Source organism: Bartonella sp. CL25QHWL (assembly GCF_042195335.1).
Classification (GTDB): Bacteria; Pseudomonadota; Alphaproteobacteria; order Rhizobiales; family Rhizobiaceae; genus Bartonella.
Window position 1 is genome coordinate 66,720 of record NZ_JBHIOE010000007.1, and the last position, 15,806, is coordinate 82,525.

Below are 15,806 nucleotides of genomic sequence, written 5' to 3' on the forward strand. Positions count from 1 at the left end.
CATGAATGGCTAAATTAGAGTCTCTTAACAATACTTTTAGTACCATCCGACAGCAATTTGAGCTTCTTCTGACATACAATCAGGTGTCCATGGTGGATCAAAAGTCATAGTGACTTCAACATACGAAACCCCTTCAACTGCACTGACTGCATTTTCTACCCACCCCGGCATTTCACCAGCAACAGGGCATCCCGGTGCTGTAAGAGTCATTTCAATTTTTACTGAACGATCATCTTCAATATCAATACGATAAATCAGTCCTAGCTCATAAATATCAGCAGGAATCTCTGGGTCATAAACTGTTTTAAGAGCAGCAATAATATCATTCGTCATACGATCAATTTCATCTGCTGGAATTGCTGATATGTAAGATTTTTTATTTTCACTTACAGTTTCAACAGATTCTGTAGAATGACGCTCTTCAATTAATTCAGCCATTAAAAAATGTCCTTGTTTCTTGCAATGCTTCTACCAATTGATCTATATCTTCTTTAGTGTTATACATGGCTAACGATGCGCGGCAAATAGATGTTAGACCAAAGCGCTGTAATAAAGGCTGTGCACAATGAGTTCCCGCACGTATTGCAACCCCTTTTCTATCAATAAACATAGCGATATCATGGGCGTGAATTCCTTCAATTGTAAATGATATAATAGCTCCTTTATTGGGAGAATGACCATAAATACGCAATGACTCAACCATTTTAAGTTTTTCCTGCGCATAAGCTAAAAGGGACCTCTCATGGGCATGAATCGTGCTACGACCTTTCTCTTGTATATAATCAATAGCCGCAGTTAATCCAATAGCTTCAACGATAGGAGGGGTACCTGCTTCAAAACGGTAAGGAGGAGCATTATAAAACACCTTATCGGTTGTTACCTCCTCGATCATTTCCCCTCCCCCTTGAAAAGGACGCATTTCTTCTAATCTATCTTCTTTACCATACAAAACACCAATACCAGTGGGACCATAAAGCTTATGACCTGTAAAGACATACCAATCACAATCGAGATCTTGCACATCAACGGTTAAATGTACTGCTCCTTGAGAACCATCAACAAGAACCGGAATAGAATTTTGATGTGCTAGTTTAATAATCTCTTTAACAGGAGGCACAGTTCCTAATATATTGGACATATGCGTTATAGCAACAAGCCGCGTTTTTTCGCTTAAAGCCTTTTGGAAATCTTCAATGTGCAGAACACCATTTTCATCGACAGGAACAAAAATAAGTTTAACACCTTTTTGTTCACGGAGAAAATGCCAAGGAATAATATTTGAATGATGTTCCATGATCGTTAGAACAATCTCATCACCTTCTTTGAGTTTTGGCATCGCCCAACCATAAGCAACAGTATTAATAGCTTCTGTTGCATTTTTCGTAAAAACAATTTCTTCAGCTTTTTGAGCATTTAGAAAAACCCGAACGGTTTCACGAGAATTTTCATAAGATTGTGTTGCTATATTGGCTAAAAAATACATTCCCCTATGCACATTAGCATAACTATAGTGATAATAATTATTCATTGCATTGAGTACTGACATTGGTTTTTGGGCAGAAGCACTGCTATCAAGATATGCTAATCGCTTTCCATAAACTTGATGGTGCAAAATAGGAAAATCACGCCGAATTTCTTCGACATTATAAGTAAATGTTTGTACGTTATTTTCCATTTTTTCTACCTTAAACATTTTTTTCAAGCCATTTACTAATGATATTCTCCAAAACGATTTGAATCTTATCCTGCTTGATGTCATCAATGAGCTCAGAGATAAATCCTTTAATCAAAAGTGCACGAGCCGTTTTAAATGGGATACCACGCGCCATAAGATAAAAAAGATAATCATGATTAATATTAGCAACTGTTGCACCATGACCGCACGCAACATCATCAGCAAAAATCTCCAGTTCAGGCTTTGCATTAAATTCTGCATCATCTGAAAGAATAAGGCTATTACAAGCCATGCGTGCATCTGTTTTTTGCGCTTTTTGAGAAACACGTATTATTCCTTGGAAAACACCAACAGCCTTATCTGTAACCACATTGCGTATAATTTCGGTTGATGTTGACTTTTCTTCCACATGACGAACAGTCATTGTAAGATCACTATGTGTTTGTCCTGATAATAAATTTATGACGCGTAATTGAAAATTAGATTCTTCTCCCTGTAATTCAATATCGATTTCTTGGCGATTTAATTGGCTCCCTATATTAATGACATAAAGTGATAACTTCGCTCTTTGATCAAGAACAGCACAAAATCGACCAAATTGTGTAGAATTAAAATCACGATTGCGAATGAGAATCCACGTAACATCACTATCAGCAGCAATACTTAATGAAAATATTGAACTGACAAAGGTATCTTTATCATTGCCAACCTGATGTTCAATAAACATAACTTGACTATTTTTATCAACTTTTATATCCGAAAAAATATGAGATTGTCCCCCCATTTGTATATTTTGTAATTCAATGGGTATATTTAACTTTGTATTTTCAGGGATGTGAAAAAGCCAACCATCTGTAACAAAAGCTGTATTTAACTGTCCAATAAAATCTTCATCAGAAATGTTTTGATTTATCTGCACAGAATTATCTTCTAATGCGTCTGAAAGGCGTTTTACTGTAATATTGTCTACCTTTGACTCTATCGATGTTTTTCCATTGTTTATGGAGAAAACAGAACTTTCTGAAAGCAATGCATCAACCAATTGATTGTCTTGAACTTTTGAAAAATTGCTAATAGACTTCAGTAAGGTACGCAGATTGGTATAATGCCATCTTTCGATTTTACGGGAAGGAAGCCGTGTCATTTGAAACTGCTCAATAGTTTTCTTGCGGATTTCCTGTACAGCTTTATCACCAGGTAAGTCGTTTACATACTGATTAAAATTACTGAGGATATTTTCTTCAACCGCTAACAAGTTTTGCTGTGCATTCATATTTAATAACCTCAAACCGCTTCCCTGATAAGACCAGCATACCCATTTTCCTCTAAATAAAGCGCTAAGGATTTATCACCGCTTTTGATAATTTGTCCTTTATAAAGAACATGTACCGTATCAGGAATAATATAATTAAGTAGCCGTTGATAATGGGTAATCACCAGAAATGAACGTTTTGAATCCCGAAGTTTATTAACACCATCTGCAACAATTTTTAGTGCATCAATATCTAAACCAGAATCCGTTTCGTCTAAAATGCAAAGTTTAGGTTCAAGAAGTGCCATTTGTAAAATTTCAGCGCGTTTTTTTTCTCCACCTGAAAAACCTACATTTAATGGACGCTTTAGCATATCCATATCTATTTCAAGTTTGGCTGAAACTTCTTTAACATATTTTATAAATTCAGGAATTTTAAGTTCTTCGTGACCTCGTGCTTTGCGTTGAGAGTTCATCGCAACTTTTAAAAATTCCATTGTTGCTACTCCTGGTATTTCCATTGGATATTGAAATGCAAGAAAAACACCATATGCAGCACGTTCTGCTGGATCCATTTCTAAAAGTGATTGCCCATTATAGAGAATATCTCCTTCTGTTATTTCATAATCATCACGACCAGCAAGTAAATAAGACAAAGTTGATTTTCCGGCTCCATTTTGTCCCATGATAGCGGCAACTTCTCCATCTTGAACTGTCAAGTTTAAACCACGAATAACTTTTGTATCGGTCTCAGCAATACGGGCGTGCAAATTTTTTATCTCTAACATAATTTAATCCTGTTTTGGCTGTTTTTTCAGATACAGATGCGGATTATTTTGCCTTAGCATCCATCTACTTTTGTAATTAGCATAGAGGTCATTTTTAGCATTATATGCTACTGTTACAGCCTTTTTACATAAAGTCTTCTATTTATCTAATTAAATAAAATTATCCAACACTACCTTCAAGGCTAATACCAATAAGCTTTTGTGCTTCGACAGCAAATTCCATGGGAAGTTTTTGAATGACCTCTTTTACAAAACCATTTACAATTAATGCGATAGCTTCTTCTTCGGGAATTCCTCTCTGCATAACATAAAAAAGTTGGTCATCAGAAATTTTTGATGTTGTGGCTTCATGTTCAAACTGAGCTGTTGCATTTTTTGCTTCAATATAAGGAACTGTATGCGCACCACAATCATTCCCGATTAACAAACTATCACATTGCGTAAAGTTACGCGCATTTTGTGCTTTTCGATGAGCTGTGACTTGTCCTCGATACGTGTTATTTGAAAAACCTGCAGAAATACCTTTGGAAATAATGCGACTGGAAGTATTTTTTCCCAAATGAATCATTTTTGTACCGGAATCAATTTGTTGATGACCGTTTGCAACGGCAATAGAATAAAATTCTCCACGCGCATTATTACCACGGAGTAAGCAAGATGGATATTTCCAAGTAATCGCAGAACCAGTCTCAACTTGTGTCCATGAAATTTTAGAGCTATCACCTCGACAATCTCCACGCTTCGTCACAAAATTATAAATACCACCCTTTCCATCTCTATCGCCAGGATACCAATTTTGTACTGTAGAATATTTAATCTCTGCATTTTCAAGGGCAATAAGCTCAACAACAGCAGCATGAAGTTGGTTTTCATCACGTTGGGGTGCTGTACACCCTTCAAGATAAGAAACATAGGAATCTTCAGCGGCGATAATCAATGTTCGTTCAAATTGGCCAGTGTTGCGTTCATTAATCCTAAAATAAGTTGAAAGCTCCATAGGACAACGAACCCCTTTGGGAATATAAACAAATGAACCATCTGTAAAGACAGCTGCATTTAAGGCCGCATAATAATTATCACTTATAGGTACAACTGTTCCTAAATATTCTTTAATAAGCTCAGAATGTTCAATAATCGCCTCTGAAATAGAACAAAAAATCACACCGGCGCGTGCCAACTCTTTTTTGAATGTTGTTACAACAGAAACAGAATCAAAGACTGCATCAACAGCCACCTGCCCCGATACAGACATACTGTCATCAAAAGTGGAGGGATCAGACTGTTTTCTTACTCCTGCCAAAATCTCTTGTTCTTTAAGGGGAATGCCAAGTTTCTCGTACGTTGCTAATAACTCAGGATCCACTTCATCCAAAGATTTTGGTCCTGTATGATTTTTTGGAGCAGCATAATAATAAAGCTCCTGAAAATCAATTCTAGGATATTCAAGACGCGCCCAATGAGGCTCTTGCATTGTCAGCCAACGTCGGTAAGCCTTTAAGCGCCATGTTAGCATCCATTCAGGCTCATGTTTTTTAGCGGAAATAAATTTGATAATATCCTCATTTAAGCCTTTTGGAGCTTTATCGGTTTCAATATTGGTTTCAAAACCATATTTATATTGGTCAACATCTATTTCACGTACTTGGCGTATCGTTTCTTGTATTGCCGGCATAAATTTTCTCCATTTTTTGGCGTCAAAAACCGGTAACTAAAGTCTTGTTTTTTACAAGATTAAAGTAAGCAAGTTATCTCTAGGCTATAGGTAAAGTGCAAAAATTTCAATCAAACTTATTTTATTTTTAAAATAATTCTAATTTTTATAACTTTCTGATGATAAATCTTCCCCTTTTTTCCTGCTTATAATTTGAGAAAAAAACGACAGAAAATCATCAATATCTTCAGAAGTTGTGCCACGCCCTAGCGAAATGCGAATGGCACCATTTGGAACATGATACCCCATTGCCTCCAACACTTTGCTTTGTTTTACTTTTCCCGAAGAACAAGCAGAGCCGGATGATAAAGAAAACCCTTCTAAATCAAAAGCAATTTGCATCGTTTCAGCTTTTATATTTTTCACGGTAAAGTAAGTTGTATTTGGCAAACGTTGAACTCTTTTGCCAAAAATCTCAACATTTTTACTTATTCTTTGTAGTCCATTTTCTAATTTATTGCGTAAATATATTAACTGTTTTATTTCCTCCTGTGTGAAGCAATCAGTCATTGCTGCCCCAAAAGCAGCAATAAGGGGCAATGCTTCTGTTCCTCCACGGAGACCTTTTTCTTGTCCTCCCCCAATAATAAGAGGGTGTGGCATGAGAAGATTACCACATGAAACAAAAGCACCGATTCCTTTCGGACCGCCAACTTTATGTGCAGACAATATAAAAAAGTCTCCTCCTAGCTGATTAATATCCACAAAATTTTTATCTACATATTGTGTCAAATCAACAATAAGAGTGCCTCCTAAATCCCGAACAATAGCGGCGATTTCTGTTAATGGTTGAATAACACCCGTTTCACTATTTGCAGCTTGAATAGCAACAAGAGGTAAACCTTTTGTTTTATCATGAACCGTTAAGAGTGATGTTAATTTATCTTGTTGTATGAGCCCATCTTGATCAACAGCAATGACGCTTATCAACTCTTTAGAAAAACGTCCTCCCTCTGCCACAGAGGGATGTTCAGTCGCTCCAAGGTAAAGACGAGAAAATTTAACTTTTGCATTCCCCATATTGTAAAAGGGTGTTAACAAAGTCATTGCGGCTTCACTCGCACCAGAGGTAAATACCACGTGATCTGGATCTGTTTTAAGATTTTCAGCGATTTGCCGACGAGCCTTTTGCAACAAAGTTTTAGCCGCACGCCCTTCCTTATGAACAGATGATGGATTACCAAATATTTCTAAAGATTCCAGTAACGCTATTCGTGCCACTTTTTTGAGTGGTGTTGTTGCGTTATGATCAAAATATCGGCGTTTTATAACCATTTTACATCGCAATCATTAATCTTATGAATTGATTAAAAAAATAGCGCAATTTTCTTGAAAAATGCACTAAAAAAAGAATATCTAATAATTATTTAAGAGATTCTATGGTAAAAGTCGACCAAGATCAATGAAAGCCTTTTATTGCATTTAAGGAGCATTTTATGCCAGAAATTATTTTTAACGGTCCTGCGGGTCGGCTCGAAGGACGTTATCAACCTTCACAACAAAAAAATGCACCCATTGCGATTATTTTGCATCCTCATCCCCAATTTGGTGGAACTATGAATCATAAAATTGTCTATGACCTCTTTTATATGTTCCAACAACGTGGCTTTACAACTTTACGTTTTAACTTTCGTGGTATTGGTCGTAGTCAGGGTGAATTTGATTATGGAATAGGAGAACTTTCAGATGCTGCTGCTGCTCTCGATTGGGTGCAAACACAACATCCAGACTCTAAAAATTGTTGGGTAGCAGGATATTCATTTGGAGCATGGATTGGTATGCAGCTTTTAATGCGCCGACCGGAAATTGAGGGATTTATCTCAGTTGCCCCTCAGCCTAATGTTTATGACTTTTCATTTCTTGCACCTTGTCCCTCCTCTGGGCTTATCATTCATGGCGGTATCGATAAAGTTTCCCCTCCAAAAGATGTTCAAATACTTGTCGATAAATTAAAAACACAAAAAGGTATCATCATCACACAAGAAATATTAGAAGAGGCTAATCACTTTTTCAGTGGATGTCATGAAGAACTTATTGAGCGATGTGCCCACTATTTGGATAACCATATCTCCAATGAACTTCTCGCTCCTCCTCCTGAAATACTTTCACTAACTTAGGAAAATACGATAGATTTATAAAAAATTAGCAAAAGTCGTTTCTGATCATAACAAAGTAATTTTTTCAGTTTGCATTTAAAATTTTTCTAAATTTTATTTCAGGATAGAAATGAGAATAACAGCATACCTGTTTTCTATCACTGATAAGTCTCTTTTTTAACGTAAAAAGGAAATAATACCTGTATTATTATCTTTATGTTACCAATATGTCTCTTTCTCTTGTGAGGTGTGTGTCAGTTATGATAGATAACGCATTAATAACTCATTATATAATCGCCTATTCTATAAAATAATGCACTCTTAAATTAGGAAATTAAATCTGTGTTTGCCTTTAAATCTGATTTTTTACACATTATGAGCGAACGTGGTTTTATCCACCAAATTTCAGATGAAAAAGGCTTAGATGATCTTTTTTCAAAAGAAACTGTAAGCGCTTATACTGGATTTGACCCAACAGCATCGAGTTTACATGCTGGAAGTCTTCTTCAGATTATGATGCTTTATTGGTTACAAAAAACAGGTCATCGCCCCATTGCTTTAATGGGTGGAGGAACCGGATTGATTGGTGATCCTTCTTTCAAAGATGAAGCGCGACGCCTTCTGACACAAAATGATATTGCTGAAAATATTGATGGTATTAAAAAGGTATTTGCTAACTATTTGACATTCGGTGACCGAGAAACCGATGCTTGTATTGTGAATAACGCGGAATGGTTATGCAATTTAAACTACTTAGAATTTTTGCGTGATGTAGGAAAACATTTTTCTGTCAATCGTATGTTGTCATTTGATTCCGTTAGACTCAGACTTGAGCGTGAGCACTCTTTGTCATTCTTAGAGTTTAATTATATGATTCTGCAAGCTTATGATTTTGTTGAACTTTATAAACGTTATGGATTGCGTATGCAAATGGGGGGCTCTGATCAGTGGGGCAACATTATTAACGGAATCGAATTAGGGCATCGTTTAGGAACACCGCAATTATATGCGTTAACATCACCATTGCTGACAACCTCTTCCGGTGCCAAAATGGGTAAATCATTGAATGGGGCTGTATGGCTGAATGCGGATAAGCTTTCACCTTATCAATTTTGGCAATACTGGCGCAATACAGAAGATGCTGATGTAACACGATTTCTAAAGCTCTATACTCCATTGCCAATGGATGAGATTCTTAAACTTTCTCTATTACAAGGGACAGAAATTAACGAAGCAAAAAAAATTCTTGCAACAGAAATTACAGCAATGTTGCATGGACGTGTTCTTGCTGATGCAGCAGCAGAAACAGCTCGCAAGACGTTTGAAGAAAAAACTCTAGGAGAAAATCTTCCAACTGTTGAAATTAATGCCTCAGAATTAAAAAAAGGTGTTGGATTGCTCACTCTTTTAGTACAAGCAGGACTCGCTAGATCTAATAGTGAGGCACGCCGACACGTTCAAGGTGGGGGGGTCCGTGTAAATGATCAAATTATTGAGGATGAAACACATCTTATTATTGAAGGGGATGTCAGTGCAGAAGGAACCGTTAAACTTTCTTTTGGTAAGAAAAAACATGTTGTGATGAAACCAGTATAATCTTTTGCTGTTTTGTTTATGTTGTCGACCTTGTTCTTTCAATTCAATTGTTGTGATAGGGCGAGTTTTGTTAGGAAATAAAGGTCTCTTCAAAACAATAATATTCTAGAGAGTTGAATAGTTCTTTTCTTCTGTGTACTCTGATATCTTATACCTGTTACACAAGAAAGAAAGATGAAAATAATGACAAGACCAATGAAAGGTGCTCTTGCTCCTGATTTTAATTTGCCGCGCGATGGAGGAGAGATGGTATGTCTTTCTGACTTTAAAGGAAAGTCTGTTGTTTTATATTTTTATCCAAAAGATGACACCAGTGGTTGCACAAGCGAAGCACTTGATTTCACAAAATTAAAGATGAAATTTGATGAAATCGGTGTTTCTGTTATTGGAATCTCTCCAGATAATGTAAAAAAACATGATAAATTTAAAGTAAAACATGAACTTGATGTCATCTTGGTTTCTGATGAAGAAAAAACAACCCTCGAAGCTTATGGTGTTTGGGTTGAGAAAAGCATGTATGGACGCAAATATATGGGAGTTGAACGGAGCACTTTTTTAATTGATGCAAATGGAATAATAGCAGAAGAATGGCGTAAAGTAAGCGTATCTGGGCATGCTGAAAATGTTTTAGCTACTGCAACACTTTTATATCATAATGGTAACTTGTAAATTGAGTGTTTGATTTACCTTAAAAAGCAAAAGTTATCCTCCTTAATTGATTTTAGTTTTTCAACGGATTCAATTTTTACAATATATTGATTTATAAGGATAATGAATTGTTTTACATTTATATTAGTCCCCCGAATATCGCAAATTTTCCTTATTTCAGATTCTTCCTATCACTTGCAATATCATAAGCAGAATTGGCGTGTGAGAAAAAAAATGAAGAAAGAAACAAGAAAATCCCTCTTTAAACCTTTAAAGTATCAAGGACTATCGTAACATCACAACATCAATAAAACGAACAGCTTAAGAAAAAATCTACATGGCTTGAAGGAAGGATATATAATTAACGAATATCCTCAATTTTTTTGTCTTGTCTATAAATGCGCCGTGCGAGTGCTGCCTCTATAAATGCATCTAAATTACCATTAAGTACGGATTGTGGATCCGTATTTTCAATTCCTGTACGCAAATCTTTGACAAGCTGATAGGGTTGAAGAACATAAGATCTAATTTGATGTCCCCATCCGATTTCTGTTTTAGAAGATTCAGCAGCATTGGTTTCTTCTTCTCTTTTTTTAAGCTCTTCTTCATAAAGCCGTGCACGCAACATCGACCAAGCCGTAGCGCGATTTTTATGTTGAGAGCGCTCTGTTTGACATTGAACAACAATACCCGTTTTTATATGCGTGATGCGAACAGCAGAATCTGTCGTGTTAACATGTTGTCCTCCTGCTCCCGATGCACGATATGTATCAATACGCACATCTGCCTCTGAAACATCAACTTCAATATTGTCATCAATAACTGGATAAACCCAAATGCTTGCAAAAGAGGTATGGCGCTTTGCATTCGAATCAAATGGAGAAATCCGCACTAAACGATGAACGCCTGATTCTGTTTTTAACATTCCATAAGCATTATGCCCTTTTACAAGAATAGTCGCTGACTTTATTCCTGCTTCTTCTCCATCATGAATTTCTAAAATTTCAACCTTCATTTCATGCTGTTCAGCCCATCGCATATACATACGTAAGAGCATAGAAGCCCAATCTTGGCTTTCTGTTCCCCCTGCTCCAGCATGAACTTCTAAATAGGTATCATTCGGATCTGCTTCTCCTGAAAGAAGTACATCAATTTGCCTTTTATCTATCTCATTTTTAAGATTACGTATTGATCTTTCTGCATCAGCGATAATTTCAACATCACTTTCTTCTTCGCCCATCGCAATAAGCTCAATGCATTCTTCAAGTGTTTTTGTAAATGATAAAAGACCATTGATTGAATCATCAAGACGTTGACGCTCACGCATCATATCCTGTGCTCGTTGTGCATCATCCCATAATGATGGATCTTCTGCTTTTTGATTAAGATATTCGAGACGCTTTAGTGATTGATCCCAGTCAAAGATGCCCCCTTAGCAATTGTATTGCTTTCTGGATTTCATCAACTAATGTTTCTATTTCTGCTCGCATAATTTAACACCGTATTTTTAAAAACTCTTTTTGGTTGTGTCTCTTAGCATTTTATACAAATTTAATAGCTGCTATCAGAAAATGGTACAATTCTATCACTCTAATTTACAGAACCGACATTGTAAAAAAGAGATAAAAACCATGACTCATGGCAAAAGGAGATTTTGTCGATTAATACAGCCCACCTGTCCCACTTTCAAGTGCTTTGTTGACTTGTGGAGAAGTCGTTACTGCAGGAACACCTTCTTGAAAAGAATTTGTACTCCCAATAACTTGATATATATCAGCAGGACCAGTCCCTGGTTTAAATGCTTCTATAATAACATCTTGATCTCCTCTTTCGGCAAGCATTCCTGTTTTTCGATTAATTGGCATTAAAATCATGCCCTTTGGCATCTTAAAGGGAACATCTGGCTTCCCTTTAAGAGCATCTGCCATAAAATCACCAAAAATAGGCGCAGCTAATGAACTTCCTGTTCCATTATATCCTAACGGAGCTGGTTGATCATAACCGACAAAAATACCAACGACAATATCAGGAGTAAATCCCATAAACCAGACATCCTTAGAGTCATTGGTTGTTCCTGTTTTAGCAGCAATATGTCGATTAAGATAACGTAAACGTGCCGCAGTACCACGCTGAACAACCCCTTCCATCATCGATGTAATCTGATAAGCCGTCATAGGGTCAAGAACTTGATCTCTTTCATCAATCAATGTGGGCTCACTTTGATTATTCCATGAATGCGTATTACAATTTTCGCAAATACGATCATCATGACGATAAATTGTCTTCCCATAACGATCTTGAATTCTGTCTATCAGAGAAGGTTTAATAGAGCGTCCCCCATTGGCAATAACTGAATAAGCTGTAACCATTCGTAATACTGTTGTTTCGCCAGCCCCTAAAGCCATGGGAAGATAAGGCTGCAATTTATCTACGATCCCAAAGCGTTCTGCATATTCAGCGACAAGAGGCATTCCCATATCATTGGCAAGCCGTATTGTCATAAGATTACGAGAACGCTCAATACCATAACGCAACGTTGAAGGTCCTGCAAAGGTACCTCCATAATTTTTGGGTTGCCAAACTTCACCATTATATTGACGAACTTCAATGGGGCCATCTAAAACAACGGATGCTGGTGTATATCCGTTATCAAGAGCTGCTGCATAAACAAAAGGCTTAAAAGCAGACCCCGGTTGGCGATAAGCTTGGGTTGCACGATTGAATTCAGATGCGGCAAAAGAAAATCCTCCCACCATAGCAAGAACGCGCCCTGTATGAGGTTCCATAGCAACAATTGCACCTTCAACCTTTGGAATTTGTTGTAAACGATAAGTATTGTTTGTATTGGGTAGTTTTTCAACAAAAATGACATCCCCAACTTGCAGAACATGAGATAAGCTCTGAACAGTTTTTTGATAACCATTTTCTTTTACAACATGGAGTGCCCATTTTGAATCAGCTTCAGATAAAACAGCAATTTCCCGTTTTTTTGATAATATACCTGAAGCTTCGCGCTGTGGCTGTAAACCAATCTCTACTTTGTTGGGATTAGTAGAAAGAACAACAGCTAAACGCCATTCAGGAACATCACTTAGCCCTGTGATATTTGCAAGTTCTGTCCCCCAATCACTTTTCTCATCAATATGCGCATAAGCTCCACGCCATCCTTGCGCATGATCAAATCTAATTAATCCATCGTGCAAAGCACGTCGCGCAATAAGTTGTAAATGCGGATCAAGCGTTGTACGAATGGAAAGCCCGCCTTCATAAAGTGTTTTAGCCCCATAGCGATGTATTAAACGACGCCGCACTTCTTCAGTAAAATAATCAGCCGCAAAAACATAGCTATCACTCCCACGTATTGTCGCTCCTAAAGGTTTAGCTTTTGCTTTTTCACCTTGTTCACGCGTTACATATCCATTTGCAATCATCCGGTCTATAACCCAATTACGCCGATCAATAGCACGTTGTGTATTCTTAAATGGATCATAATTTGCTGGTCCTTTTGGAAGAGCAGCCAAATAAGCACATTGTTCTAGCGTCAGGTCATTGACGGATTTATTGAAATAAGTCAAAGAAGCAGCTGCTATACCATAAGTGCCACGACCCAGATAAATTTCATTGAGATAAAGTTCGAGAATATGATCTTTTGAATAAGTTTTCTCAATACGCATTGCTAAAATAGCTTCCTTAAATTTACGTTCTAACGTTGTTTCTGAACTTAAAAGGAAGTTTTTAGCGACTTGTTGCGTTATAGTTGATGCACCCTCTGGACGTCTTCCAGAACCAATATTACGAATATTATTGATCAAAGCTCGAGAAAGTCCTTCAGGATCTAAACCAAAATGATGATAAAAGTTTTTGTCTTCAGCCGAAATAAAAGCATTTATAACAAGCTTTGGTATTGATTGAATCGGTAAATAGAGGCGATGTTTTGTTGCAAACTCTGCCATAAGACGGCCATCAGAAGCATGGACGCGGGTCATTACCGGCGGCTCATAAAGTGAAAGAACTTCATAATCAGGGAGTGCATTTGCTTGACCACTGGTCATAACACCCCACGTTATTGCACCACAAAGTCCAATAGCAATAAAAAAACGAAGAAGATATCTTAAAAAAATTATCATAAAAACGGCTATCGCTTTCTTAAGAATTAATTAAAGAAAAAATACGTTACTTCAAACACACCAAGTGGATATCACCACAAGATTGAGATCAAGAGAAATTGTTTTCTATCTTTTATTTATACTAGGGTACACTAGAAGCCCATACTGATACTCTATTTTCTCACAAATTTAAAGAGGCTGTATCATTTTCTGCCTATAATCAGCAAATTGACGAATAGAATGAGCAATAGAGGCTGCCATTTGTTTTCTCCAATGAGGATCATTTAGTAACTTTTCATCCTCTTTATTGGATAAATAACCTATCTCTATCAAGACTGAGGGTATATCTGAAGCTCTTAAAACTTGAAAATTAGCATACCGATGTGGGTTATTAATCAAGTTAATATGATTCTTTGATAAACTTGAAATAACACTATTTGCAAAATTAACCGAAAATGTATGTGTTTCACGTCGTGTAAGATCCATCAAAATATCTGTAACTTCGAGCGTTTCATCTGCAGGCAAACCATCAAGCAAATCAACTTTATTTTCATTTTCAGCTAAAGATTTTGCAATGGCATCAGAGGCTTTTTCTGATATGGTATACACTGTAGCACCGCGAAGAGAATGTAAATCAATCGTATCCGCGTGAATAGATATAAAAAGATCAGCATCAAACTCTTGCGCTTTTTTAACTCTTTCACTTAGTCTTAAAAAAATATTGGAATCTCGTGTTAAAGCAACGGTAATATGAGAATCCTTTTGTAATTCGTCTCGCAATGCACGCGCAAAGTCTAAAGTCACATCTTTTTCTAAAATTCCAGTAACACCCCGTGCACCACCATCAATACCACCATGACCAGGATCAAGAACAACACGGAAATTATATGCTGGCATTAACTGTGTTTGTGTATCAAAATTGCTTCTTTGCTGTTTTTTTAATGTCTCATCAAATTTTTCTTGTGTACTTTTACGAATATCAATCAGCAACTGCCATAAACCATTATTTAATTTTTTTACGACATTTTTTTCAACCACAAAAGCCGTTTTACTTGTCAAAATAATGCGTGAAGTCTGTATATCAGAGAAAGCATAACGTACATCTGAAAGCATAACGGATAATGTATTCCGTTTCTTTAAAGGCGTATTTTGCATTGAAAAGTCAATTGTAGGTAAATTGATAACCAAACGTGCTGGCCTGTCCAAAATCTGTAAACGAACATTTGGTTTTGAATTAAAAACCGCAATAATACGCGTATGAACACTATCACCAATGGTTCGAAAATTAATAAGTCTCAGAGGATCTGCGGCTTGAACACTGGTTTGGAGTAGAAAAAAAGATAATAAAAAGTATGTGACGAGCACAATAACATCCCCATAAGCTGTTTTCAGCTTTTTGGTAAAAAAAACTCTTATCATAAGCAAAATACTCTACATTACCTTTGTAATAATTTATCTTGGTTATATAAAATGATACACCAATTTATTCTCTATTTTTCAATAAAAGCTAAATAAACACCCAAAAACGAAATTAAGGTCATAAAGATATTATAATTATACATGATTTACATTGTTACTTGCCAAACGCATGATATCAACATAAAAGAATATTTATGCTTCCTAGCTGATAATAGTCATCTAAATTATCTGTAACTCATATTAAGTTGTCTTTAGAGGTTTTTTGCCTATTATGCGTTGAGACTTTTTTATGGATGAAAAATTTCTATGTTATAATATTAGGATTGCATTACTTAAGATTCGTTGGTTCGGATATCCGAACTGTTTTAAAGATTATTTTACCGGAGACTTTTAAGAAATATGAGTCATAAAAAACAGATGGAAATAATGATGGGAAATGGTGTAAATGCAGTCATGCCTCTGCACGTGGTGTTCCGTCCTGTTTTTCTGGTACCTCCCTTTTATGGCAGACAGCC

12 protein-coding genes are annotated in these 15,806 nt (G+C 36.5%); 3 read left to right on the forward strand and 9 right to left on the reverse strand.

Annotation, left to right across the window (positions count from 1 at the left end; all coding sequences use genetic code 11):
- Positions 1–36: 36 nt before the first annotated feature.
- The 6 genes from ACFILY_RS05435 to ACFILY_RS05460 form a co-directional block, all read right to left on the reverse strand.
- Positions 37–438, reverse strand: coding sequence for an SUF system Fe-S cluster assembly protein (locus tag ACFILY_RS05435; RefSeq protein ID WP_273791253.1), 402 nt, complete (start codon positions 436–438; stop codon positions 37–39).
- Positions 431–1,675: a cysteine desulfurase gene (locus ACFILY_RS05440; protein ID WP_273791254.1), complete on the reverse strand. Its 1,245-nt coding sequence runs from the start codon at positions 1,673–1,675 to the stop codon at positions 431–433. Before ACFILY_RS05440 ends, ACFILY_RS05435 begins: the two co-directional genes overlap by 8 nt.
- Before the next feature lie 10 nt (positions 1,676–1,685).
- On the reverse strand, positions 1,686–2,948 hold the full coding sequence (gene sufD, locus ACFILY_RS05445; RefSeq protein WP_375637632.1) for a Fe-S cluster assembly protein SufD: 1,263 nt from the start codon (positions 2,946–2,948) through the stop codon (positions 1,686–1,688).
- 11 nt (positions 2,949–2,959) lie between these two features.
- Positions 2,960–3,715: a Fe-S cluster assembly ATPase SufC gene (gene sufC / locus ACFILY_RS05450; protein ID WP_375637633.1), complete on the reverse strand. Its 756-nt coding sequence runs from the start codon at positions 3,713–3,715 to the stop codon at positions 2,960–2,962.
- Positions 3,716–3,875: 160 nt separating this feature from the next.
- Positions 3,876–5,387 carry a Fe-S cluster assembly protein SufB gene (gene sufB, locus ACFILY_RS05455; protein ID WP_375637634.1) on the reverse strand — a complete coding sequence of 504 codons (1,512 nt, stop codon included), beginning with the start codon at positions 5,385–5,387 and terminating at the stop codon, positions 3,876–3,878.
- 138 nt (positions 5,388–5,525) lie between these two features.
- Positions 5,526–6,701 (reverse strand): cysteine desulfurase family protein, encoded by a 1,176-nt coding sequence (locus tag ACFILY_RS05460; protein ID WP_375637635.1) that lies wholly within the window; start codon positions 6,699–6,701, stop codon positions 5,526–5,528.
- 161 nt (positions 6,702–6,862) lie between these two features.
- Between ACFILY_RS05460 and ACFILY_RS05465 the strand changes: the two genes are divergently transcribed.
- The 3 genes from ACFILY_RS05465 (at position 6,863) to ACFILY_RS05475 (ending at position 9,787) form a co-directional block, all read left to right on the forward strand.
- Positions 6,863–7,543, forward strand: a complete 681-nt coding sequence (locus ACFILY_RS05465) for an alpha/beta hydrolase (RefSeq protein ID WP_273791258.1) — start codon at positions 6,863–6,865, stop codon at positions 7,541–7,543.
- Between the two features lie 321 nt (positions 7,544–7,864).
- Positions 7,865–9,118: a tyrosine--tRNA ligase gene (tyrS, locus tag ACFILY_RS05470; protein ID WP_375631146.1), complete on the forward strand. Its 1,254-nt coding sequence runs from the start codon at positions 7,865–7,867 to the stop codon at positions 9,116–9,118.
- A 183-nt stretch (positions 9,119–9,301) separates the two neighbouring features.
- Positions 9,302–9,787 carry a peroxiredoxin gene (locus ACFILY_RS05475; RefSeq protein WP_273791260.1) on the forward strand — a complete coding sequence of 162 codons (486 nt, stop codon included), beginning with the start codon at positions 9,302–9,304 and terminating at the stop codon, positions 9,785–9,787.
- Positions 9,788–10,127: 340 nt separating this feature from the next.
- Here ACFILY_RS05475 and prfB read toward each other — a convergent pair.
- The 3 genes from prfB to ACFILY_RS05490 form a co-directional block, all read right to left on the reverse strand.
- Positions 10,128–11,256 (reverse strand): peptide chain release factor 2 gene (prfB, locus tag ACFILY_RS05480; RefSeq protein ID WP_375637636.1). Its coding sequence is split into 2 segments (ribosomal slippage): positions 10,128–11,186 and positions 11,188–11,256, totalling 1,128 coding nucleotides; the frame shifts between segments, so codons are not numbered across the junction.
- Between the two features lie 171 nt (positions 11,257–11,427).
- Positions 11,428–13,893 carry a penicillin-binding protein 1A gene (locus ACFILY_RS05485; protein WP_375631148.1) on the reverse strand — a complete coding sequence of 822 codons (2,466 nt, stop codon included), beginning with the start codon at positions 13,891–13,893 and terminating at the stop codon, positions 11,428–11,430.
- 168 nt (positions 13,894–14,061) lie between these two features.
- On the reverse strand, positions 14,062–15,291 hold the full coding sequence (locus ACFILY_RS05490) for an N-acetylmuramoyl-L-alanine amidase (protein ID WP_273791263.1): 1,230 nt from the start codon (positions 15,289–15,291) through the stop codon (positions 14,062–14,064).
- Positions 15,292–15,806 lie beyond the last annotated feature (515 nt).